We start from the raw sequence: 22,773 nt of genomic DNA on the forward strand, positions 1-22,773 counted from the left end.
GTGAGTGTGACGTGCGTCACCGTGCGGCGCGTGACTGTGGGTCAGGCCCGCTGCAACGACGGGGCGGGCCGCTCGCCGGAGCCCCGCACGATCAGGCGCGTCGGCACGGTGATGGTCCGGGCCCGGGTGCGGTCGCCGTCGAGGCGGGACAGAGCCGTGGTCGCCGCTGTTCTGCCGATCTCCTCGGGGTCCTGGGCGACGACGGTCAGCGCCGGTTCGAGCGCCTCGGCGAGCGGGACGTCGTCGAAGGAGACGACGGCGACGTCCTTGCGCCTGCTGCGGGCGAGTTCGGCGACTATCCCCAGGGCGACGATGTTGTTGCCCGCGAACAGGGCGGTGGGCGGATCGGCCAGGTCGAGGAGTTGGGAGGTCGCGGCCGAAGCGCCCTGCTGGTCATGGGCGTTGGTGACCAGGGAGCGGTCGTAGGGCAGGCCGGCCTGCTCCAGGGCCTCGCGGTACCCGGTCAGGCGCTCCCGGCGGGTGTAGAGCTTGACCGGCAGGTCGCCGACGAAGCCGACGCGCCGGTGCCCGTGGGCGATCAGGTGGGCGACGCCGTCGTGGGAGCCGGTGCGGTTGGAGCTGACCACGCTGTCGGCGGCCAGACCCACTCCGGGACGGTCGAGGAAGACGACGGGCAGGCCCGTGGCCCGGTGGGTCTTGAGATGGGAGTGGTCGGCACCGACCGACGGCACCACCAGCAGGATGCTGACGCGGCGGGCGAGGAACTTGTCCGTCAGGGCCCGTTCACGGTCCGGTTCGTCCGCCGACGAGCCCATCAGCAGCGTCAGTCCACGGTCGCGGACCGTGTCCTCGATACTGCGGGCCACCGCTCCGAAGAACGGGTTGCCCAGGTCGGGGATGACCAGGCCGACGGTGGTGTCGGGCCCGCCGACGCGGATGTTGCGTGCCATGAGGTTCGGCTGGAAGCCGAGCTTGGCCACGGCGGCCAGCACCTGTTCCCTGGTCTCGGCCGACGCGGGTCCGTCCTCGTTGAGAACGCGGGAGACCGTCTTGGCGCTGACGCCCACTTCGCGGGCGACGTCGGCCAGGGTCGGGCGGCGGTTCGCTGCCATGGAGGAAACCGTCTCCTGTGCTCGTCGGTTCCGGCCGCGGCCTCGGCCGGATGCCGTCGAGTGTCGAGTGCTGTGGTCAGGTGGCCTGGACGCCCGCGGCCTTCGCGGCCTCGGAATCCGCTACGACAGTACCGCCGGCCTCATCGACGGTGAGCGCGCCGGTCATGATGGCGACGACCTCCGCCATGGAGTAGTCGGAGGGCTTGATGAGGGCGGCCCGCCGGCCCAGCCGGTGGACGTGGATGCGGTCCGCGATCTCGAAGACGTGCGGCATGTTGTGGCTGATCAGGACGACCGGCATGCCCTTGTCCCGGACCCGGCGGATGAGGTCGAGGACCTGTCCGGACTCCTTGACGCCGAGCGCGGCGGTGGGTTCGTCCATGACGACCACGCTGCGGGCCCAGGCGACGGAACGGGCGACCGCCACGGCCTGCCGCTGCCCGCCGGACAGGGTCTCGACCGACTGGGTCAGCGAGCGCAGCCCGATCTTCAGGTCGGCCATGTGCTCGGCGGCCTCCTGGCGCATGCGCTTCTTGTCGAGCATGCGGAAGACACTGCCGAGGACACCGGGGCGCCGCAGTTCCCGCCCGAGGAACACGTTCGAGGCGATGTCCATCGAGGCGGCCACGGCGAGGTCCTGATAGACCGTCTCGATGCCGTGGGCGCGGGCGCTCTGCGGCCCGGAGAACTGGATGGGCTCGCCGTTCAGGCGGATCTCGCCCGCGTCGGGCGTCACCGCGCCGGTGAGGGCCTTGATCAGGCTGGTCTTGCCGGCACCGTTGTCGCCGATGACGGCGAGCACCTCGCCGGGCAGCAGGTCGAAGTCGGCGCCGTCGATGGCGGTGACCTGGCCGTAGCGCTTGACGAGACCGCGGGCCTGGAGGACGGGGGTGGGGGAGGCGATGGCGGTCATCGGGCCTTCTTCCGGGAGATCTGGTCGACGGTCACCGCGAGGATCACCAGCACACCGGTGATCAGCGTCTGGTAGATCGAGGCGACGCCCATCAGCTGGAGTCCGTTGCGGAAGACCCCGACGATGAGGACGCCGATGAAGGTGCCGAGGACCGAACCGCGGCCGCCGAAGAGGCTGGTGCCGCCGAGGACGACGGCGGTGATGCTGTCGAGGTTGTCGGTCTGCCCGGCCTGCGGGTCGCCGACTCCGGTGCGGGAGATGAGGAGCAGGGCGGCGACGCCGTAGAGGAGACCGGCGACGGTGTAGACGCCGATGGTCAGCCGGGAGGTGCGGATGCCGTTCAGCCGCGCGGCCTCCTGGCTGTTGCCGAGGGCGTAGACGTGCCGGCCCCAGCCGGTGCTGCTCAGCGCGTAGGCGAGCAGCAGGAACAGGCCGATGGTGACGAGGGAGCCGTAGGTGATGTCGGTGTGGCCCATCGGGAAGGTCTGCCCGAGGGCCGTCAGCGGGCCGGGCAGGTTGGTGACCGTCTGCTCCTCGGAGTAGATGTGGGTCAGCGCGAACGCCACGTTGAGCATGCCGAGGGTGACGATGAACGGCGGCAGCGGGATCTTCTGCACCAACAGCCCGTTCAACAGGCCGAATCCGCCGCAGACGACCAGTCCCAGCGCGATGGCGACGAGCGGCGGCAGCGAGCCCTCGGCGGCCATCTTGGCGATCACGATGCTGCCGAACGCCATCACCGCGCCGCACGACAGGTCGATGCCCGCGGTGAGGATGATCAGCGTCTGGCCGATGGCGAGGGTGCCGACGACCATGACCTGCTGCACGATCAGCGAGAAGTTCCCGCCGGTGAGGAACTGGTCGGACGAGACGGCGAAGAAGACACAGGCGAGCAGAAGGGCGACCAGCGGGCCGGTGGTCGGCGCCGTGAGCAGCCTGCGGGCCGTGGTCGGCGCTTTGAGTTCGGCGTACGGCGAGGAGGTGCTCGGAGGCGTGGACGTGGCGGTCATGCGAAGTCCTTGTCGGAAGACAGAAGTCCTGGTGGGAGGACAGGGGGCGGCCGTCCCCGGGTCGGGGAGGAGCGGGGCCGGCCGCCCCGCTCGGGGGAGAGGCGTTGTCGTACGGTCCCGTGGGCCGGCCTCAGCCCCAGCAGTTCTCCAGGCCGAAGGCGGTGTCCTTGGACGTGACGTTGGTCTGGGCCTTGTCGGTGATCAGGGTGACGCCGGTGTCGGTGTAACCCGACGCCTTCTTGCCGTCCTTGGCGTACGTCACGACGGCCTTGACTCCCTGGGCGGCCATCTTCAGCGGGTACTGCTGCGAAGTGGCCGCGATCTTCCCGTCCTTGACGGCCTGGGTGCCGGTGCAGCCGCCGTCGACGGAGACGATCAGGACGTCCTTCTCGCGGCCCTTGGCCTTCAGCGCGGTGTACGCGCCGAGCGCGGCCGGCTCGTTGATCGTGTAGACGAGGTTGATGTCGGGGTTCTTCTGGAGGCAGTTCTCCATCGCCGTCTGGCCCTTGGCCTGGTCGCCGCCGGTGTCCTGGGCACAGGCCACGTCCTTCTCGGTGGCGCCGAAGCCCTTGAGGAACCCGTTGTGCCGCTGGACGCCGACGGAGACGCCGGGCGCGAGGTCAAGGGCGGCGATCTTCGCGGTCTTGCCCTTCATGGCGGCCTTGGCGTACTCGCCGATCAGCTCGCCGGCCTTGAGGTTGTCGGTGGCGAAGAGGGCGTCGACCGCGCTCTCCGGCTCGGTCGGCGTGTCCAGGGCGATGACCAGCACGCCCTTGGCCTTGGCCTTGGCTATCGCGGGCACGATCGCCTTGGAGTCGCTCGGGGTGATGAGGATGCCCTTCACCCCGGCCGCGACCATGTTCTCGATGGCGGTGACCTGGCCGGCGTTGTCCCCGTCGAACTTGCCCGCCGCGGTCATGAGTTGGGCGCCGTTCTCCTTGGCGGCCTTCTCCGCGCCCTCCTTCATCTTCACGAAGAACGGGTTGGTGTCGGTCTTGGTGATCAGCCCGACCTTCACCGTGCCCGATCCGGAGCTCGTGGAGCCCGATCCGGAGCCGGAACCGCAGGCCGTCAGGGCGAGGGCCGCGACCGAGGTGCACGCGGCGACTCTGAGCAGGGAGGAAGGCAGTCGAGGGGTGCGAGACATGAAACGACTCCAGCGGGATTGCGGGCGAGCGGCGGCATCGGAGCATGCCGTCCCTAGGTGTCATCGTTGACTTATGTCATCGTTGACACTGCCGAGGATGATGACCCCGTCTCCCGGCAACGTCAATGCCCCGCGTTCGTCACAAGTCCGCAACGACGGTGATGGCCGCCCGGTTCGTGCCCGCTTTCGAATCGCGCCCGCTGTCGAACCGCGCTCGTCGTGAGGGGTGCCGTTGACGAGGGGGCGGGACTGCGTCCATCATCGGGCCACGTGGTGTCAGCGATGACACAAGTCAACGATGACACCCGTGGGACCTCGGCTCCTATCGCGACGGACAAGGACACGAAACCGTGAAGAAGACCCTGCTCGCCGAGTTCACCGCCCGTGAGGGAGTGCGGGACGAGGTCGCGCGCATGATCGTGGAGTACGCCGACAAGGTGCGTGCGGAGGAGGGCAACCTCGCCTTCGACGTCTACACGAAGGCGTCGCATCCGCGCGCCTTCTGGATCTTCGAGGTCTACCGGGACGAGGACGCCTTCCAGGCACACCTGAAGGCCCCGTACGGCGGCCCGTTCAACGCCGCACTCACTCCGCTGATCGAGGAGGACGCCTCCGTGCTGACGTTCCTCGACCCGGTGGTCTGACGGGGTCCGCCTCCGCCGGCGACGGGGTCGTCCGCCGCTCTGGGCGGGCGGCTCGTGCTCCCGGCGCGGGTCAGCCGTTCGCCTCCGCGCGTACCCGCCCGCGCGCGCCGCGCCGCCCGCCCCCGGCGAAGAAGTCGGCGAGGGGCAGGCTCGCCGCGCCGACCGTGACCGCGTCCGGGCCGAGTTCGCCGAGGTCGATGGAGACGCGTGCGGCGGGGTGGCGCAGGGCGTACGCGTCGGCGTACCGGCGTACGGCGGGCAGGACGTGGGGGCCGAGCTGGAGACCGGCCCAGCCGCCGATGAGGATGCGTTCCGGCTGGAAGAGGTTGACCAGGTCGGAAAGGCCTGCCCCCACGTACTCGGCGGTCTCCTCCAGGACGGCCAGGGCCACCGGGTCGGCCTCGGCGCTCCCGGCCGGGTGGGCGGCGGCGAGCAGTGCGGCCAGTGCGGTCTCCTCGTCGGTGCCCTCGGGCGGGTGGCCGCCCGCCTCGCGCCAGCGGTCGACGAGCGCGCCCGCGCCCGCGTACGCCTCCAGGCAGCCGAGCGCACCGCAGCGGCAGCGGCGGCCCCTGACCTGCACGGTCACATGTCCCCACTCCAGGGCGCGGCCGTACTCCACCCCCTCGGTGACGAGACAGGCGCCGATGCCCGACCCGAAGAGGACGACGACCGCGTTGCGCGAGCCCCGGCCGGCGCCAAACCACAGCTCGGCCTGGCCGAGGGTGCGGGCGCCGTTGTCGATGAAGTACGGCACGGAGTCGGGGAGTTCACAGGTCGAACGCAGCAGGGACTCCAGCGGGACGGCGTCCCAGCCCATCGTCTGACCGTGGACCACCGCGCCCTGCCCGGGAGTGGGGGCCACGATGCCGGGGACGCCGATGCCGACGCCGAGGAGCTGTTCCGGGGTGATGGCCGTGTCGGCGAGGACCTCTGCGATGCCGTCGCGGATGTGACCCACGACGGCCTCGACGTCGTAGCCGTGATGCTCCAGGGGGCGCTCGGTGCGGGCGAGTTCGGTGAGGGTGAGATCGAAGAGCTCGACTCGGACGCGGGTCTCGCCGACATCGACGCCGATCATGTGGCCGCCGGCGGGGGCGACACGCAGCAGGGTGCGGGGGCGGCCGCCGTCGGACTCGACGGTGCCGGCCTCCTCGACCAGGCCGTCCTCGACCAGTTCCGCGACCACGTTGCTGATGGAGCCGCCGCTCAGGCCGGTGGCCGGGGCCAGCTCGAAGCGGCTCATCGGCCCGTCGAAATACAACCGTTGCAGTACGGCGGCCCGGTTGCCCCGTCGCAGGTCACGCACCGTACGCCCGCTCCGCCCCGCCATGTGGACCCCTTCCGATGCCGCCTCCACCTGCAAGATACCGCTGCGCCGACTCTTGACGCGCCTTTTCCTTCGCGTCTTAAATCACGCCATAAATTAACCCCGGGGTGGTGTTCGGGAAGCGAACGCACCCGGGGGTCTCTCCCTGGAAGGGACGCCAGAGCCATGCGCAGAACCCGAGCCGCGGCCGCCGGTGCGGTCACCGTTTCCCTCATGACTCTCGTGACCGCCTGTGGCGGCGGCTCGTCGACGAGCGGCGGGTCCAACGACTCGCCGAAGACCCTGACCTACTGGGCCTCCAACCAGGGCGCCAGCATCGAGGTCGACAAGAAGGTCCTCCAGCCCGAGCTCGACAAGTTCGAGAAGCAGACCGGCATCAAGGTCAAGGTCGAGGTCGTCCCCTGGTCCGACCTGCTCAACCGCATCCTCACCGCGACCACCTCGGGCCAGGGCCCCGACGTCCTCAACATCGGCAACACCTGGAGCGCCTCCCTCCAGGCCACCGGCGCGCTGCTGCCCTGGAACGCCAAGAACTTCGCCGCGATCGGCGGCAAGGACCGCTTCGTCGACTCCGCGCTCGGCTCCACCGGCGCCGAGGGCAAGGACCCGGCCGCGGTCCCGCTCTACTCGATGTCCTACGCCCTCTACTACAACAAGGAGATCTTCGCCGACGCCGGCATCAGCAAGCCCCCGGCCACCTGGGACGAACTGGTCGCCGACGGCAAGAAGATCCAGGCCAAGGGCAAGTCCGCACTCGGCGCCGAGGGCGCGAACCTCTCGGAGAACATCCACCACGTCTTCGTCTTCGCCAAGCAGCACGGCGGCGACTTCTTCACCGCCGACGGCAAGCCCGACTTCACCAACGACAACGTGGTGGCCGCGGTCAAGCAGTACGCCGACCTCATGGCCAAGGACAAGGTCATCCCGACCGGCGACGCCGAGTACGCCCAGAACCAGTCCGTGAGCGACTTCGCCAAGGGCAAGCAGGCCATGCTGCTGTGGCAGTCCGCTTCCGCCAACCTCAAGTCCCAGGGCATGAGCGAGGACAAGTACGGCATCGCACCCGTCCCCGTGCAGTCCGGCACCCCGGGCGCCGGCACCCAGGTCAACTCGGCCGTCATGGGCATCAACCTGGCCGTCTTCAAGAACACCGACAACATCGACGGCGCCAAGAAGTTCGTGAAGTTCATGACCGGCGACGCCGAGCAGAAGATCCTCAACACCGCCTACAGCTCCATCCCGCCGGTGAAGACCGTGCAGGAGGACTCCGTCTTCAGCTCGGGCGCCAACGCGGTCCTCAAGGACACCCTCGCCACCAGCGCCGCCGCGCTGCCGCAGGTCGCCGACGAGTCGCAGTTCGAGACGGCCGTAGGGACTGCGGTGAAGGACCTGTTCGCCGACGCGGCCGCCGGACGCGCGGTCACCACCGAGTCGGTGAAGGCGGCGCTGGAGAAGGCCCAGCAGCAGATGCCGACGAAGTGAGCACGATGACCACCACCGCGCCCGCCGAGGCCACCGTGGGCGAGACCCCTTCCGGGGCGGCGAAGCCCGGTCCCCGCCGCCGCCCCGGAAGGATCCGCCGCATCGGGCTGCCGTATCTGCTCCTGCTGCCGGCCCTGCTCCTCGAACTCCTGGTCCACCTGGTGCCGATGGTGATCGGCATCGTGATGAGCTTCAAGGAACTCACGCAGTTCTACATCCGGGACTGGGGCGCCGCGCCCTGGTCCGGCCTCGACAACTACAAGGTGTCGGTGGACTTCGACGCCCCGGTCGGCGAGGCGCTGCTGCACTCGTTCCTCGTCACCGTGGCCTTCACGCTGCTGTCGGTCGGCCTGTGCTGGCTGATCGGCACGGCGGCGGCGGTCTACCTCCAGGACACCTTCCGCGGTCGGGGCCTGCTGCGCGCCCTGTTCCTCATCCCGTACGCCCTGCCGGTCTACGCGGCCGTCATCACCTGGGTGTTCATGTTCCAGCACGACAACGGCCTGGTGAACCACGTCCTGCACGACCAGCTCCACCTCACCGACAAGCCGTCCTTCTGGCTGATCGGCGACAACAGCTTCTGGGCCCTGCTGACCGTCTCGGTGTGGAAGGGCTGGCCGTTCGCCTTCCTCATCGTCATGGCCGGGCTCCAGAACATCCCCGGCGAGCTGTACGAGGCGGCTGCCCTGGACGGGGCCGGGATGTGGCAGCAGATCCGCCGCATCACGCTGCCGTCCCTGCGCCCCGTCAACCAGGTGCTGCTCCTGGTGCTGTTCCTGTGGACCTTCAACGACTTCAACACGCCGTTCGTCCTGTTCGGCAAGTCGGCCCCGGAGGCCGCGGACCTCATCTCGGTCCACATCTACCAGGCCTCCTTCGTCACCTGGAACTTCGGCACCGGCTCCGCCATGTCCGTGCTCCTGCTGCTGTTCCTGCTCGTGGTGACGGGCGTCTACCTCCTGCTGACCTCCCGGGGAAGGAAGCCGGTCCATGGCTAGCACCAACTCGCCGATGGCACCACCGCGTTCGTTCTTCTGGTCCCGGCGGATCTTCCTCACCCTGCTCACCGGCTTCGTCCTGCTGCCGGTCTACGTCATGGTCTCCAGCTCACTGAAGCCGCTCGCCGACGTCACGGGCGAGTTCCACTGGCTGCCCAGCGAGGTGACCATCCGGCCGTACATCGACATCTGGTCCACGATCCCGCTCGCCCGCTACTTCATGAACTCGCTGATCGTGGCGGGCGCGGCGACCGTCTGCTCGGTCGTCATCGCGGTCTTCGCCGCCTACGCCGTCAGCCGCTACGAGTTCCGCGGCAAGCGCGTCTTCACGGTGACCGTGCTCTCCACGCAGATGTTCCCGGGCATCCTCTTCCTGCTGCCCCTGTTCCTGATCTACGTCAACATCGGCAACGCCACCGGCATCGCCCTGTTCGGCTCGCGCGGCGGGCTGATCCTGACGTATCTGACCTTCTCCCTGCCGTTCTCGATCTGGATGCTGATCGGGTACTTCGACTCGGTGCCGCGCGACCTGGACGAGGCCGCGCTGGTCGACGGCTGCGGGCCGTTCGGCGCGCTCTTCCGGGTCGTGGTGCCGGCCGCGATCCCCGGGATCGTCGCGGTCGCCGTCTACGCCTTCATGACGGCGTGGGGCGAGGTGCTCTTCGCCTCCGTCATGACCAACGACACCACCCGCACCCTCGCCGTCGGACTCCAGGGCTATTCCACGCTCAACAACGTGTACTGGAACCAGATCATGGCCGCCTCGCTGGTCGTCAGCGTCCCCGTGGTCGCCGGGTTCCTGCTGCTCCAGCGCTATCTCGTCGCCGGGCTGACGGCGGGCGCCGTCAAGTGACCGACCTTGAAAGGACTTTCGTGAGCATCGACCTCGCCGCACTCCCGCACGACTTCCTGTGGGGCACGGCCACGGCGGCCTACCAGATCGAGGGAGCCGTGTCGGAGGACGGCCGCTCGCCGTCGATCTGGGACACCTTCTCGCACACCCCCGGCAAGGTCGCGGGCGGCGACACCGGCGACGTCGCCTGCGACCACTACCACCGCTGGCGCGAGGACATCGACCTCATGCGCCGACTCGGCACCAACGCCTACCGGCTGTCGGTCGCCTGGCCGCGCGTGATCCCGGGCGGGGACGGCCCGGTCAACCCCAAGGGCCTCGACTTCTACGACGAGTTGATCGACGCCCTGCTGGCCGCCGGCATCACCCCGTCCGTCACCCTGTACCACTGGGACCTGCCCCAGGTGCTCCAGGACCGCGGCGGCTGGCCCGCGCGGGAGACCGCGGAGCACTTCGCCGCCTACGCCGAGGTCGTGGCCGGGCGCCTGGGGGACAGGGTGCGGCACTGGACCACGCTCAACGAACCCCTGTGCTCGGCCTGGATCGGCCACCTGGAAGGCACCATGGCCCCCGGCCTGACCGACCTGACGGCCGCCGTCCGGGCCTCCTACCACCTGCTCCTCGGCCACGGCCTGGCCGCACAGGCGATCCGCGCCGCGTCCCCGTCCGCCCAGGTCGGTCTGGTCACCAACCTCTCCACGATCCACGCCGCCACCGACAGCCCGGAAGACCTCGCCGCCGCCCACCGCATGGACGGCCACACCAACCGCTGGTGGCTCGACCCGGTCCACGGCCGCGGCTTCCCTGCCGACATGCGCGAGGTCTACGGCGTCGAACTCCCCGAGCGGGACGGCGACCTGTCGTTGATCGCCGCTCCCCTGGACTGGATCGGCCTCAACTACTACATGCCGATCACCGTGGCCGACGACCCCAACGGCCCGGCGCCACGGGCCCGTCAGGTCTCCCGGCCCGGCGTCCCCCGCACCGGCATGGGCTGGGAGATCGACGCCGACGGCATCGAGGCCCTCCTGCTCCGCCTCACGCACGAGTACGGCGCACGCAAGCTCTACGTCACCGAGAACGGCTCCGCCTACCCCGACGTCGTACGCCCCGACGGCACGGTCGACGACCCCGAACGCCAGCGGTACCTGACCGACCACCTGGCCGCCTGCGCCTCCGCCGCCCGCAGGGGCGCCCCGCTGGCCGGCTACTTCGCCTGGTCCCTGCTCGACAACTTCGAGTGGGCCTACGGCTACGACAAGCGCTTCGGCCTGGTCCACGTCGACTACCGGACCCAGAAGCGCACGATCAAGGGCACGGGGTACCGGTACGCGGACATCATCCGGGCGCACGGGGAAAGGGGCCGCAAGGCCGCCTGAGCACGGACGCCTGAGCGCGGACACCTGAGCGCGGACGCGTGGGCGCAGACGGCGGTGTGCGGCGGCTTTCGGGCGCTCGGCGGCCAGTGCGGCGGCCGGGCGCTCGCAGGGGTCGCGGAGAGCGCTCGTACGGGACGTCAGCGCATGTCCGCCGCGTCGAGCAGGGTGGTCACCGTGGGAGCGAGGAGCCCTCCCGCCTTGTCGGCCTTGATTCCCGCACGGGCGCTGGCGCCGTCGAAGACCAGGATCAGCTGCCGCGCCAGCAGGTCCGGGTCGCTCGCCCCGCCCCGTTCGGCCTCGGCGCGGAAGAAGGCTGTCACGTTCTCCTTGACCCGGCGGGCCACCCGGCTCGCGGGGTGGCTCTGGTCCTTGAGCTCGATCTGCGCGACGAGGTACCGGCAGCCCTGGAAGTCGGGTGTGGCCGCCTGTGATTCCGCCTGTTCGAAGACGTGCAGGATCCGCTCGCGGGGTGGGCGGTCGTCGTCCGCCGTGGGAAGGAGTGCCGCCACATAGGAGGTGGCCCGCTCCTCCAGGCTCGCCGCCAGCAGCTCGCCCTTGCTCTCGAACAGCTGGTACATGGAGCGCTTCGACACCCCCGCCGCCTTGCACAGCGCGTCGACGCCGATGTTGACGCCGTCTCGGTAGGTCAGCGTGGCCGCTGCCTCCAGCAGCCGCTCTCGGGAGTTTGGCTTCGCCTCGGTGGTCATAGTGGCCTCGGTGGTCATAGTGCGAGGTTAACTCCGATCCGGCCCCTTGGAAACCGATCGGTTTACGTTCTGGGGGGCACCGGCTCCGAGATGCCCCTGTCTTCCTGTGTCTTCCTGTGTCTTCCTGTGTCTTCCTGCGCTGAACAGTGCCTTGGGAGCACCGGTCAGCGCAGGGCGTCGGTCACCACGGTGGAATCGGGCTCAGTGGGCGATCACGGGCTCGCCCTCCGACTGCGCCAGAGGCGCGTTCGGTATCAGCAGCGCCGAAAGGACGGCACCGGCCACGAAGAACCCGGCGCCCCACGCCAGAGTGGCCGTGTAGCCCTCGACCCCGGCCTGCGCCGCGGCCAGCGCGCTGGGCTTGTGCGAAGTCAGGTAGTCGGTCGCGGCCGACGAGGCAACGGTGGTCAGCAGTGCCGTACTGATGGAGCCGCCGATTTGCTGACCGGTGTTGATCAGTGCCGAGGCGACGCCCGAATCCTCGTGGTGTATGCCGGCGGTGGCCCCCTGGAAGGCGGTGGTCATCACCCCGCCGAGGCCGAGACCCAGCAGGATCATGCCGGGCATGATGTGGGCGGCGTAGGTGCTGTCCAGCTTGAGTTGGGTCAGCAGGGCCATGCCGGAGGCGGCGACCAGGAAACCGGCACTGACCACGATCTTCGGGCCGACCCTGGGCAGCAGCAGCGCGGGCGCCGTGGTCGACGCGGCGACGATGCCCCCGACCATCGGCAGGAACGCCAGACCCGTCTTGATCGGCGAGTAGCCGATGCTGGCCTCCAGGTAATAGGTCAGGAAGAGGAAGATCGAGAACATCCCCATTCCGATGACGAACACCGCCAGGAACGAACCACCGCGGGTCCGGTCCAGCACGAGGCGCAGCGGCAGCAGCGGATGCGCGACCCTGGACTCCAGCCACACGAACACCGCGAGCAGCACCACGCCGGTGATCACGGAGCCCAGGGCGACCGGGTCGGTCCAGCTGGTGGATTCGACGTGCGCGAATCCGTAGACGATGGCGAACAGTGCCGCGCTCACCACGACGGTGCCGGGAATGTCGAGCTTGGGCCGCTCGGTGACCGCGGGCTTGGCCAGCAGGAGCACCGCACCGACCAGTGCGACGGCCGCGAAGACGACGTTCACGTACATCACCCAGCGCCATGACGCCCATTCGGTGAGCATGCCGCCGAGCAGCAGCCCGATCGCTCCGCCCGCACCGGCCAGTGCGCTGAAGATGCCGAACGCCTTCGGCCTCTCGGCCGGGTCGGTGAACGTCACGCTGAGCAGGGAGAGTGCCGCGGGGGCGAGCAGTGCGGCGAAGAGTCCCTGGGCCACACGTGCCGTGACGAGGATGCTGAAGCTGTTGGCCGCACCGCCGAGGACGGATGCGCCCGCGAAACCGATCAGTCCGGTCACGAAGGTGGTGCGTCGGCCGAACAGGTCGCCGAGCCGGCCACCGAGCAGCAGCAGGCTGCCGAACGCCAGGGCGTAGCCCGTGATGACCCACTGCCGGCTGCCGTCGCTGAAACCGAGGTCGTGCTGGGCCGCGGGCAGCGCGATGTTCACGACGGTCGCATCGAGCGTGACCATGAGCTGCGCCGTGCCCAGCACGACAAGCACCCACCAGCGCACGGCAGGTGAGCCGCGGCGGCCCGAGTCTGTTTTCCCGGAGGCGGGCGCCGCCCCACGATCGAAGGTGGTACTCACTGTTCCCCTTAGTCGCTGGTCATCGGCCGACCGCCGGTCGGAAACCGATCTGTTTCCACTCAGGAAAACAGATCGGTTTCCATGGCGCAAGTTCCTTGGGTCCGTGGGCGTGGAACGCCTCGGCGAAGCGGCGGGTCGGGCGGGCTTGCGCTCGGAAACCGATCGGTTTACGGTAATGGAAACCGGACGGTTTCGTGCTCGCCGACGGCATCTCACGGCAGGTCGAGGCGGCTCTCACCGGCCCTCTGGCCGACCTTCACCCCACTGGCCAAGCAGCCCCTTCACACCCAAGGAGTCGGCGACATGCCCACCCAGGCCTCACGTCCCACGATCGACATCCCGGGGACCACCAGCCACACCATCGCCCCCCGCGCCGGACAGCACGGCCGCGAGGGAACCCTGCGTTACCTCAAGGCGGGCGCCGGAGCCCCCCTCGTCCTCCTGCACACCGTGCGCACCCAGGCCGAGCACTTCCGCCGCCTCATCCCGCTGATCGCGGACCGGTACACCGTCTACGCCCTCGACCTGCCGGGGATGGGCTACTCCGAGATCGTGCCCGGGGCGTCGTACGACGAGCCGGCCATGCGCGCGGGCGTCGAGCGACTTCTCACCGAACTCGACCTGCACGACGTGACGTTGGTCGGTGAGTCGATGGGGGCGGTGCTCGCCCTGACCACCGCGGCCGACCTGCCGGAGCGGGTACGGCGCGTCGTCGCGGTCAACGCCTACGACTTCCGCGGTGGGATCGCCCGCTCCAGCCTCCTCGCCCGCGTGGTGGTCAGCGGTGTCCTCGCGCCCGGAGTCGGCCCGGTGATCGCCGGTGTGGAGCCCAAGCCCGCCCTCCGCGCGATCCTGCAGGGCGGCCTCGGCGACAAGAGCGCGCTGCGGGAGGACTACGTGGACGAACTCCTCCAGGTCGGGCGCCGCCCCGGCTACCCGACCGTCGCCCGGGCCGTGTACCAGGCCCTGCCCAGCCTCATCGCGGCCCGCTCGCGCTACCCCGAGGTCAAGGCGCCGATCCACTTCGTCTACGGCGAGAAGGACTGGTCCCGCCCCTCGGACCGGGAGGCGAACCGGCAGCTGCTGCCCGCCGCCGACTTCACACAGGTCCCGAAGGCCGGCCACTTCATCGCCCTGGAACGCCCCGACGTACTGGCCGACCTGCTGAACGCGGCGGCCTGACAGCCCCGAGAGTGCCGGGATCACCCCCGTTCGGTTCGACCACATCCGGGGCGAACACCTCGTCCGCCCCGGCGACGTCGCCGGTGTCGCAGAGCTCCAGTTCGCGCGCGGCGAGCGTGATGTCCTCCGCGGTGTGGGGGGTGGGCTGTTACCGCAACAGTTCCCTGACAGAATCAGTTACTTCAGATGCACTGATGGAGGGGATGCGAGTGCGGATCACAACTTCCCGGTCCGGAAATCCGCGCTGCTCTTGAGGACCGCGGAGTCCACCGTCCAGTTCTCCGGCTGGACCCTTTCCCAGAGACTTCCCTTGCCGGATTCCCGGCCCAACTGGTCTTCTCGGCGGAACCACTCCTCGGCGCTACGGATCCTGTTGGGGTGGATTTCGTCGAGCAGGGCGTAGTCCCTGGTGATGATCCCGTGCTTCCACACGTTCCAGAAGCCGGTGAAGTTGTCCCGGAAACTCATGGTGCTCTTGTCGTCGGGGTCGGCGTTGTATCCGGCAGGGTGGTCGGCGATTCCAGTCAGGTCCGGACTGTTCCAGTACGCGTCCAGATCGGTGTCGATGTACTGTGCCGGATGCCCGGTGACCTTTTCGAACGCTGCCGCCATGTCGGCATAGGTCATGTGCTCGATGGCGACTTCGAGGTCCATGCCATTGGCTCGTTCCGGGTTGTCGAACAGCCAACGGACATAGAAGCCGCAGTCCTCCAGAGCGACGTGGGGGACAGCCCCCTCGCCGAGCGGGACGCGCCAGGTGACGACACCGTCCTCGATGGAGGGTGTCATGGGTGTGAGCGGTGAGATCACCATCTCGATGTAGGGGCCCGAGGTGAAGACCGCCGCTCCCATCCGGTCCCTGTTCTCCTTGTTCTGGAACAGCACCCATTCGGCCATACGGCCCTTGCCGTCATAGTGACCGGTGCGGAACCTGGAGTCGTAGCCCGATTTCTTGAGGGCGTAGTCGAGATTGCCGTAGACGAAGAACTTGATTCCCTCTTCGATCGCCAGCTCGTAACTGCGGATGGCCCAGTAGGTCTCGGTCTTCTCGCCGGTGTTGAATCCGTCGATGTTGATGAACGCCCCGTCACAGCTGCGGAAACCCTCCCGCAGTACGTCCTCGTCGGCGAATGACCCTTCGAGGATGGAGACGTTGCCGAGCGCGAGGAGAGCCTTGGCCCGGGCGGAGTTGGCGTCCCGGGTGAGGACCCGGACGGAATACTTCCTGTCGGCGACGAGGGCGCGGACGATGGGTATTCCCTGGGCCCCCGTGCCGCCTATGACGAAGATGGTGGAGGTGGAATGGGAAGGCATGGTCGTTTACTCCGGGGTCTGGGAGTCGAGAGCGGCGGAAGTGCTCGGCCTGGGTGCGCAGAGTGTGCAGGAGGACGAGAGGAGCTCCGGTGCCCGCCTTGAGGTAGCGCAGGGTTCCCTCGCGGCCGTGCTGTCCGGCGCGGGGGGCGATGGTGTGGCTGGTGGTCCCCGGGATGTGGATCCCGGGACGTGGCTCCTGGGCGGGCATGTCGCCGTTTCCTTCAGCGTGGGCTGCGGATGGGTGAGGCGGATACGTCGGACAGGCGGGGGCGGCGTGCGGCCACGCCCCTCGCTGCGGTCAGCGGCCTACTCGGCCAGCTGGGCGTAGAGGTCGACCAGATCGCCGGCGAGGCCGAGCTTGACCTGGCGGGAGATGTCGTCGGCGAGGACTTCGTGGGCGCCGGTCTCGATGCCGTCGAGGGCGAGTGCGGCGACGGCCCGGGGGTCGGACTTGGGGGCGTCGACGCCCGTGGTCAGGTCGGTGTCGACGTAGCCGACGTGCAGTCCGGTGACGGCGATGCCGCGGGGCTGGAGTTCCAGGCGCAGGGAGTTGGTCTGTGACCACAGGGCGGCCTTGGAGGCGCTGTAGGAGCCGCCGAGGGCGATCCAGGAGAGCACGGAGTGCACGTTGAGGAGGTGGCCGCCGCCGTTGCGCTCGATGACCGGCACGAAGGTGCGGGTGGTGAGGAGCGGGCCGTAGAAGTTGGTCTCGAACTCGCGGCGGACGTCGTCGATGGGGGAGTCGAGGAAGGAGGCGCCGACCGAGGCACCGGCGTTGTTGATCAGCACGGTGACGTCCTGCGCCTGTGCGGCGGCGGCCGCGACGGAGGCGGGGTCGGTGACCTCCAGTGCCACCGGGACCGCGTCGGGGTGCGTCACGGTGCGCGGGTCGCGGGCGGTGGCGTAGACCTTGCCGGCGCCGCGCGCGTACAGCTCCTCCACCAGCGCCTTGCCGATGCCGCGGCTGCCGCCGGTGACGAACACGTTCGCGCCCTTCAATGCGGTCATGACTACCTCCACACATGAGAAAACTGATCGGTTTCCACTACCGTAAACCGATCAGTTTCCATGCGCAAGCCCAGGCGGGGATGAAGGTGGGGGAGCACATGAAAAAAGGCGGGACCCGAAGGTCCCGCCCGCACGTAACGAAGCCCCGGATCAGGGCCAGACAAGGCAATAAGGCTGATGCCCCGCCTCATGCAACCGATGGCTGAAGTCCTGCCACTCGTGCAGCAGCTGGTACACGTTGAACGCGTCCCGCGGGCCGCCCCGGTCCGGGACCGTCGACCAGATGAACGCCGCCGCGCCGACCGCCTCCTCGCCTATGCCGCGCAAGGGGTCCACGACCGTCATGGGGAGCTTGACCACCGCGTAGTCGGGGTGCAGGACGACCAGTTCGAGCGGGGGGACCTTGTGGAGGGGGACGCCCTCGATGCCGGTGAGGACCATCGCCGCCATGGTCTCCGGCTTGATCTTGGTGAACATGCCGTTCATGCCGAGCTCGTCGCCGCCGAGTTCCTCGGGGCGCATCGAGATCGGGACACGGGCCGCGGTCGCGCCGTCGGGCGCGCCGAAGTACTTGTACGTCACCCCCACCCGACCACCATTCCTGCTTCCCGCCCTCAACGGATCGATCCGACGTTCGATACGTCGCTCGTCGCGTTCCGACTCATCCGGGGTGCCCGAGGCGCCGCGTCCCTGACGTGTCTCGGCCGCTTCCTCCGCCTCGCGCCGGTGCCTTCCCCGCCGGGCACGTCGAGGACCCAGGTCATCAGTCCCCTCGCCCAGTCCGCCACCGCGATGCATATCTCCACCCGACTGCTTTTCTAGGACGCGTGGCCCCCGCCGCGCAACCCGATCATCGTGTCAGTGACCTCCCCCACGGCCGCTCGCCGAAACGTGCGTTGAAACACCTGTCCGCGGGATCTTCGCAGCCTCTGAACAGACGGCTCCGTGCCGTCGTCTCCGTGAGCTGTGTGTATCTGCATCCAGTTTCGCAGATCGTGGGGCGCCAGGCGCTTTCGAGGGCTGGCCTACCCTGAGGTAGTCACCGGCAACGGAGTCCGAGAAAGCCGAACAAACCGGAGAAGGTCGGAGTAGTCGCAGGATATGAGTGAATTGCCCTATTCATACGAGGCGCCTGTCTCACAGGCCCTGTTCGACCGCGCGTCCGCCGTCACGCCCGGCGGCGTGAACTCCCCGGTCCGCGCCTTCCGTGCCGTCGGCGGCACCCCCCGCTTCATGGTGTCCGGCACCGGCCCGTACCTGACGGACGCCGACGGGCGCGAGTACGTCGACCTGGTCTGCTCCTGGGGCCCCATGATCCTCGGGCACTCGCACCCGGAGGTCATCGCCGCCGTCCAGGAGGCGGTGTCGAAGGGCACCTCCTTCGGCACCCCGGGCGAGGGCGAGGTCGCGCTCGCCGAGGAGATCGTCGCCCGGGTCGAGCCCGTCGACCAGGTGCGCCTCGTCTCCAGCGGGACCGAGGCCACCATGTCCGCGATCCGGCTCGCCCGCGGCTTCACCCGGCGCACCAAGGTCATCAAGTTCGCCGGCTGTTACCACGGTCACGTCGACTCGCTGCTCGCCGCGGCCGGCAGCGGAGTGGCCACCTTCGCGCTGCCCGACACTCCCGGCGTCACCGGTGCCCAGGCCGGCGACACGATCGTGCTGCCGTACAACGATCTCGAAGCCGTCCACGAGGCCTTCCACCGGCACCCCGGCGAGATCGCCTGTGTGATCACCGAGGCCTCGCCCGGCAACATGGGCGTCGTGCCGCCCCTGCCCGGGTTCAACCAGGGGCTGAAGGACGCCTGTGCGCAGAACGGCGCCCTCTACATCTCCGACGAGGTCATGACCGGGTTCCGGACCAGCCGCAGTGGCTGGTACGGCATCGACGGGGTCAAGCCCGATCTCATGACCTTCGGGAAGGTCATGGGTGGAGGTTTCCCCGCCGCCGCCTTCGGGGGGCGTGCCGATGTCATGGCCCACCTCGCTCCCGCTGGGCCCGTCTATCAGGCCGGCACCCTCTCCGGGAACCCCGTCGCCACCGCCGCCGGCCTCGCCCAGCTGCGGCTGCTCGACGACGCGGCCTACGTCAAGGTCGACGCCGTCTCCCAGCAGATCCAGGCGCTGGTCTCCGAGGCCCTCGGCAAGGAAGGCGTCGCGCACACCGTGCAGAACGCCTCCAACATGTTCTCGGTGTTCTTCACCGAGAGGCCGGTACGCGACTACGAGGACGCCAAGGCGCAGGAGTCCTTCCGGTTCACCGCGTTCTTCCACTCCCTTCTGGAGAACGGCGTCTACCTGCCGCCGTCCTCCTTCGAGTCGTGGTTCGTCTCCACGGCCCACGACGAGCAGGCGGTTCAGCGCATCGCCGACGCCCTTCCGGCGGCGGCCCGAGCGGCGGCGGAGGCCACGGCAGCATGAGCACCCCGACCAACAGCGACATCACCGTCGTCCACCTCATGCGCCACGGTGAGGTCGCCAACCCCGACGGGGTGCTGTACGGCCGTCTCGCCGGCTACCACCTCTCCGAGCTCGGACGGCAGATGGCCGACCGGGTCGCCGAGCACCTCGCCCCCCGGGACGTCACCTATGTCTGCGCCTCCCCGCTGGAGCGGGCGCAGGAGACCGCCACGCCGATCGCCAAGGCCCACGGCCTCGACCTCGCGACCGACGAGCGGCTCATCGAGGCGGAGAACGTCTTCCAGGGCAAGACCTTCGGTGTCGGCGACGGAGCGCTGAAGAACCCGGACAACTGGAAGCACCTCGTCAACCCCTTCAAGCCGTCCTGGGGAGAGCCGTACGTCGACCAGGTCGTCCGGATGAAGGGCGCGCTGGACGCGGCCAGGGACCGGGCGCGCGGGCACGAGGCGGTGCTGGTGAGCCATCAGCTGCCGATCTGGATCGTGCGGTCGTACGTCGAGAAGCGGCGGCTGTGGCACGACCCGCGCAAGCGGCAGTGCACGCTCGCGTCTCTTACTTCCTTCACGTATCAGGGTGACCGGATCGTGTCCGTGGGGTACAGCGAGCCGGCGATCGATCTGGTGCCGGTGCATCTCCGGGCCGGGGCCAAGCCGGTGAAGGGTGGGTCCAAGGGGTTCGGGGCGTAGTCGGTTCGTGGGGGGCTGCTGCGCCGTCGTGGCTGGTCGCGCCCACGCGGCGGAGCTGCATATCCATACGGCCCCGCGCCCCTTCGGGCGCGTCTCTGTTACCGAATCCGGAAAAAGTGCCGGAACCCGCTCCTTCGTCACGTCCTCTGACTGGGTGACCACCAGAGAACGTGACGAATCGGGGAAGCATGCACTCTCTCACCCGAAGGGGAGCAATAGGCCTGGGCGCGGGCGCCGCGGCCGCCGTAGGGCTTTCGGGGTGTGGAACCCTCACCGGATCGGACGGGGACGGGGCGGACGGGGTGACCCACGCCGCCGGCTCCAGGCCCAGCAAGAAGCCGGTCACCGTGCGCCCCATCGGCGACGGCTCCACCTCCTTCACCGGCAAGCAGCCCCACCAGCCCGGCAAGCCGGTGCCGCTGGAGCCCGGCCAGACCCCGCCGCAGTTCGTGATCTTCTCCTGGGATGGCGCCGGCGAGGTCGGCAACGGCCTCTTCCCGCGCTTCCTCGACCTCGCCAGGAAGCACGACGCGCACATGACCTTCTTCCTCTCCGGGCTGTATCTGCTGCCCGAGTCGAAGAAGCGGCTCTACGACCCCCCGAACAACCCCCGCGGCGCCTCCGACATCGGCTACCTCACCGACGAGCACGTCAAGGCGACCCTCACCAACGTCCGCCGGGCCTGGCTCGAAGGGCACGAGATAGGCACCCACTTCAACGGCCACTTCTGCTCGGGCTACGGCACCGTCGGCAATTGGACACCGGCACAGTGGCGCTTGGAGATCCAGCAGGCGAAAGCTTTCGTCAAGGAGTGGCGCACCAACACCGGCTGGACCGACCTGCCCGCGCTGCCCTTCGACTACGACAAGGAACTCGTCGGCGGCCGCACCCCCTGCCTCCTCGGCCAGGACAACCTCTTGCCCACCGCCCGCGAGCTCGGCTGGCGCTACGACGCCTCCTCGCCCGGCGGCCGCCAGGTCTGGCCCGAGAAGAAGAACGGCATCTGGGACCTGCCGCTGCAGGCGATACCGTTCCCCGGCCGCGGCTTCGAGGTCCTGTCCATGGACTACAACATGCTCGCCAACCAGTCCATCAACTCGACCAACGCGCCCGCCTACAACTACCCGGCCTGGCGCGAGCAGTCCGCCGGGGCCTACATCGCCGGCTTCCAGCGGGCCTACGAGACCAACCGCGCCCCCTTCTTCGTCGGCAACCACTTCGAGCACTGGAACGGCGGCATCTACATGGACGCCGTCGAGCAGGCCTTCAAGCACATCGCGCGGGAGAAGGAGAAGGGCGCGGACGTCCGCATGGTCTCCTTCCGGCAGTTCGTCGACTGGATGGACGTACAGAAGCCGGAGGTGCTCGCCCAGCTCCGCACGCTGGACGTCGGCCAGGAGCCGGCGGGCGGCTGGAAGTCCTTCCTCAAGGCGCCCTCGACACCCTCCTCGACGGCCTCCTCGAACGCTGCCTGAAATGCGGGTTTCCGCCCGCAAGGGGGGTGCGCAAGATCCCCGGAACGGGCATGCGAAACTTTTCACATGAGTGCCGCCAGTCGTAGCCGCTCCCGAGTCCGTACCACCCTGCTCACCGCGGGTGCCGCAGCCGCAGCGCTGACCCTGTCCGCCTGCAGCTCGGGCGGCACCTCGGGCGGAGGCGGCGACACCAACTTCATCATGGGCGCGGACGGCATCTCGACCGCCGAACAGGGCGACCGGGGCACCGCCCCCGACCTGTCCGGCAAGACCGTCGACGGGGGACAGCTCGACGTCGCCGACTACAAGGGCAAGGTCGTCGTCCTGAACATGTGGGGCTCCTGGTGCGCCCCCTGCCGGGCCGAGGCACCCAACCTGGAAGCGGTCTACAAGGACCTCAAGGGCAAGGACGTGCAGTTCGTCGGCGTCAACACCCGCGACACCAGCGTCCAGAACGCCCGAGCCTTCGAGAAGGACATGGGCATCACCTTCCCGAGCCTGTACGACCCGACGGGCAAGCTGATGCTCCGCTTCAGCAAGGGCACCCTCAACCCGCAGGCCGTGCCCTCCACGCTCGTCATCGACCGGGACGGGAAGATCGCCGCCCGCTCGCTGGCCGCGCTCAGCGAGAGCAAGCTGCGCAAGATGATCAACCCGGTCCTCGCGGAGAAGTGACGTGAGCGCAGTCGTCACGCTCGCCGCCGAGACGGGCTACAACGGCACCGTCCTCAACGGCGCCCTGCTCGTCGCCCTGCCCATCGCGGTCCTAGGCGGCCTCGTCTCCTTCTTCTCACCCTGTGTCCTGCCGCTGGTCCCCGGCTATCTGTCGTACGTCACCGGCGTCACCGGCACCGATCTGGCCGAGGCCCGACGCGGCCGGATGGTCGCCGGCGCCTCCCTGTTCGTGCTCGGCTTCACCGCGGTGTTCGTCTCCAGCGGGGCGCTGTTCGGCTACTTCGGCCAGACGCTCCAGGAGAACCAGGGCGTGCTGTCCAAGGTGCTGGGCGTGCTCATGATCCTCATGGGCGTCTTCTTCATGGGCCTGATGCCCTGGATGACCCAGCGGGAGTTCCGCTTCCACAACAAGCCCACCATGGGCCTGGTCGGCGCCCCGCTGCTCGGCGCGCTGTTCGGCATCGGCTGGACCCCCTGCATCGGCCCGACCCTCGCCTCGGTGATCGCCCTGTCCTCCCAGCAGGGCAGCGCGGGCCGCGGTGCCATACTGACCGTCGCCTACTGCCTCGGCCTCGGCCTGCCCTTCGTGCTCGCCGCGGTCGCCTTCCGCAAGGCGCTCGGCGCCTTCGGCTGGGTCAAGCGCCACTACGTCTGGGTCATGCGCATCGGCGGCACCATGATGATCGTGACCGGTCTGCTGCTGCTGACCGGCGCCTGGGACCGCCTCGTGCAGGACGTCCAGTCCTGGTCCGCCGGCTTCACTGTGGGGATCTGA

The 22,773-nt window shown here is 69.1% G+C and carries 21 protein-coding genes and 1 pseudogene; 11 read left to right on the forward strand and 11 right to left on the reverse strand.

What is annotated here, in order from left to right; translation table 11 throughout:
• Window positions 1–41: 41 nt before the first annotated feature.
• The 4 genes from ABZT93_RS00280 to ABZT93_RS00295 form a co-directional block, all read right to left on the reverse strand.
• Window positions 42–1,073 (reverse strand): LacI family DNA-binding transcriptional regulator, encoded by a 1,032-nt coding sequence (locus tag ABZT93_RS00280; RefSeq protein WP_356096706.1) that lies wholly within the window; start codon window positions 1,071–1,073, stop codon window positions 42–44.
• Between the two features lie 76 nt (window positions 1,074–1,149).
• Window positions 1,150–1,986, reverse strand: a complete 837-nt coding sequence (locus ABZT93_RS00285; protein ID WP_351990456.1) for an ATP-binding cassette domain-containing protein — start codon at window positions 1,984–1,986, stop codon at window positions 1,150–1,152.
• Window positions 1,983–2,996 carry an ABC transporter permease gene (locus ABZT93_RS00290; protein WP_007383866.1) on the reverse strand — a complete coding sequence of 338 codons (1,014 nt, stop codon included), beginning with the start codon at window positions 2,994–2,996 and terminating at the stop codon, window positions 1,983–1,985. Before ABZT93_RS00290 ends, ABZT93_RS00285 begins: the two co-directional genes overlap by 4 nt.
• A 130-nt stretch (window positions 2,997–3,126) precedes the next feature.
• Window positions 3,127–4,143: a sugar ABC transporter substrate-binding protein gene (locus ABZT93_RS00295; RefSeq protein ID WP_356096710.1), complete on the reverse strand. Its 1,017-nt coding sequence runs from the start codon at window positions 4,141–4,143 to the stop codon at window positions 3,127–3,129.
• Window positions 4,144–4,493: 350 nt separating this feature from the next.
• Between ABZT93_RS00295 and ABZT93_RS00300 the strand changes: the two genes are divergently transcribed.
• Entirely contained in the window at window positions 4,494–4,787 is a 294-nt protein-coding gene (locus ABZT93_RS00300) for a putative quinol monooxygenase (protein WP_356096713.1), read from the forward strand.
• 70 nt (window positions 4,788–4,857) lie between these two features.
• Here ABZT93_RS00300 and ABZT93_RS00305 read toward each other — a convergent pair whose 3' ends face one another.
• Window positions 4,858–6,117 carry an ROK family transcriptional regulator gene (locus ABZT93_RS00305; RefSeq protein ID WP_356096716.1) on the reverse strand — a complete coding sequence of 420 codons (1,260 nt, stop codon included), beginning with the start codon at window positions 6,115–6,117 and terminating at the stop codon, window positions 4,858–4,860.
• 162 nt (window positions 6,118–6,279) lie between these two features.
• On the opposite strand from ABZT93_RS00305, the gene ABZT93_RS00310 reads away from it, so the two are divergent.
• From ABZT93_RS00310 to ABZT93_RS00325, 4 genes are read left to right on the forward strand one after another with little or no spacing between them, the layout of a single operon-like run.
• Window positions 6,280–7,596 (forward strand): sugar ABC transporter substrate-binding protein, encoded by a 1,317-nt coding sequence (locus tag ABZT93_RS00310; RefSeq protein WP_356096719.1) that lies wholly within the window; start codon window positions 6,280–6,282, stop codon window positions 7,594–7,596.
• 5 nt (window positions 7,597–7,601) lie between these two features.
• A complete protein-coding gene (locus tag ABZT93_RS00315) occupies window positions 7,602–8,594 on the forward strand; it encodes a sugar ABC transporter permease (RefSeq protein ID WP_356096722.1) in 993 nt (330 codons plus the stop codon).
• 13 nt (window positions 8,595–8,607) lie between these two features.
• A complete protein-coding gene (locus tag ABZT93_RS00320) occupies window positions 8,608–9,447 on the forward strand; it encodes a carbohydrate ABC transporter permease (RefSeq protein WP_356098358.1) in 840 nt (279 codons plus the stop codon).
• A gap of 20 nt (window positions 9,448–9,467) precedes the next feature.
• Window positions 9,468–10,826: a GH1 family beta-glucosidase gene (locus ABZT93_RS00325; RefSeq protein WP_356096725.1), complete on the forward strand. Its 1,359-nt coding sequence runs from the start codon at window positions 9,468–9,470 to the stop codon at window positions 10,824–10,826.
• Between the two features lie 137 nt (window positions 10,827–10,963).
• Here the strand turns inward: ABZT93_RS00325 and ABZT93_RS00330 are convergent, their stop codons facing one another.
• Both ABZT93_RS00330 and ABZT93_RS00335 read right to left on the reverse strand, forming a co-directional pair.
• Window positions 10,964–11,533, reverse strand: a complete 570-nt coding sequence (locus tag ABZT93_RS00330) for a TetR/AcrR family transcriptional regulator (protein WP_356098362.1) — start codon at window positions 11,531–11,533, stop codon at window positions 10,964–10,966.
• A 201-nt stretch (window positions 11,534–11,734) separates the two neighbouring features.
• On the reverse strand, window positions 11,735–13,237 hold the full coding sequence (locus ABZT93_RS00335) for an MFS transporter (protein ID WP_356096728.1): 1,503 nt from the start codon (window positions 13,235–13,237) through the stop codon (window positions 11,735–11,737).
• 303 nt (window positions 13,238–13,540) lie between these two features.
• On the opposite strand from ABZT93_RS00335, the gene ABZT93_RS00340 reads away from it, so the two are divergent.
• Window positions 13,541–14,419 (forward strand): alpha/beta hydrolase, encoded by an 879-nt coding sequence (locus ABZT93_RS00340; RefSeq protein WP_356096730.1) that lies wholly within the window; start codon window positions 13,541–13,543, stop codon window positions 14,417–14,419.
• A 216-nt stretch (window positions 14,420–14,635) separates the two neighbouring features.
• Here the strand turns inward: ABZT93_RS00340 and ABZT93_RS00345 are convergent, their stop codons facing one another.
• The 4 genes and pseudogenes from ABZT93_RS00345 to ABZT93_RS00360 form a co-directional block, all read right to left on the reverse strand.
• Window positions 14,636–15,733: an NmrA family NAD(P)-binding protein gene (locus tag ABZT93_RS00345; protein WP_356096733.1), complete on the reverse strand. Its 1,098-nt coding sequence runs from the start codon at window positions 15,731–15,733 to the stop codon at window positions 14,636–14,638.
• Window positions 15,734–15,770: 37 nt separating this feature from the next.
• Window positions 15,771–15,941: pseudogene (locus tag ABZT93_RS00350) on the reverse strand (alpha/beta hydrolase); the annotation flags it as partial.
• Window positions 15,942–16,039: 98 nt separating this feature from the next.
• Window positions 16,040–16,741 (reverse strand): SDR family oxidoreductase, encoded by a 702-nt coding sequence (locus tag ABZT93_RS00355; RefSeq protein ID WP_356096736.1) that lies wholly within the window; start codon window positions 16,739–16,741, stop codon window positions 16,040–16,042.
• Between the two features lie 150 nt (window positions 16,742–16,891).
• Complete coding sequence (locus ABZT93_RS00360) at window positions 16,892–17,539, reverse strand: hypothetical protein (RefSeq protein ID WP_174269201.1); 648 nt, start codon at window positions 17,537–17,539, stop codon at window positions 16,892–16,894.
• Between the two features lie 303 nt (window positions 17,540–17,842).
• Here ABZT93_RS00360 and hemL point away from each other — a divergent pair, with 303 nt between their 5' ends.
• From hemL to ABZT93_RS00385, 5 genes are all read left to right on the forward strand, one after another.
• Window positions 17,843–19,162, forward strand: a complete 1,320-nt coding sequence (hemL, locus tag ABZT93_RS00365) for a glutamate-1-semialdehyde 2,1-aminomutase (RefSeq protein ID WP_356096739.1) — start codon at window positions 17,843–17,845, stop codon at window positions 19,160–19,162.
• Window positions 19,159–19,848 (forward strand): histidine phosphatase family protein, encoded by a 690-nt coding sequence (locus tag ABZT93_RS00370; protein ID WP_356096742.1) that lies wholly within the window; start codon window positions 19,159–19,161, stop codon window positions 19,846–19,848. Before hemL ends, ABZT93_RS00370 begins: the two co-directional genes overlap by 4 nt.
• A 188-nt stretch (window positions 19,849–20,036) precedes the next feature.
• Window positions 20,037–21,323 carry a hypothetical protein gene (locus tag ABZT93_RS00375; protein WP_356096745.1) on the forward strand — a complete coding sequence of 429 codons (1,287 nt, stop codon included), beginning with the start codon at window positions 20,037–20,039 and terminating at the stop codon, window positions 21,321–21,323.
• Between the two features lie 66 nt (window positions 21,324–21,389).
• A complete protein-coding gene (locus tag ABZT93_RS00380; RefSeq protein WP_356096748.1) occupies window positions 21,390–21,998 on the forward strand; it encodes a TlpA disulfide reductase family protein in 609 nt (202 codons plus the stop codon).
• A 1-nt stretch (window position 21,999) separates the two neighbouring features.
• Window positions 22,000–22,773, forward strand: coding sequence for a cytochrome c biogenesis protein CcdA (locus ABZT93_RS00385; protein WP_037720801.1), 774 nt, complete (start codon window positions 22,000–22,002; stop codon window positions 22,771–22,773).

The organism is Streptomyces sp. NPDC005303 (genome assembly GCF_040607335.1).
Taxonomy (GTDB): Bacteria; Actinomycetota; Actinomycetes; order Streptomycetales; family Streptomycetaceae; genus Streptomyces.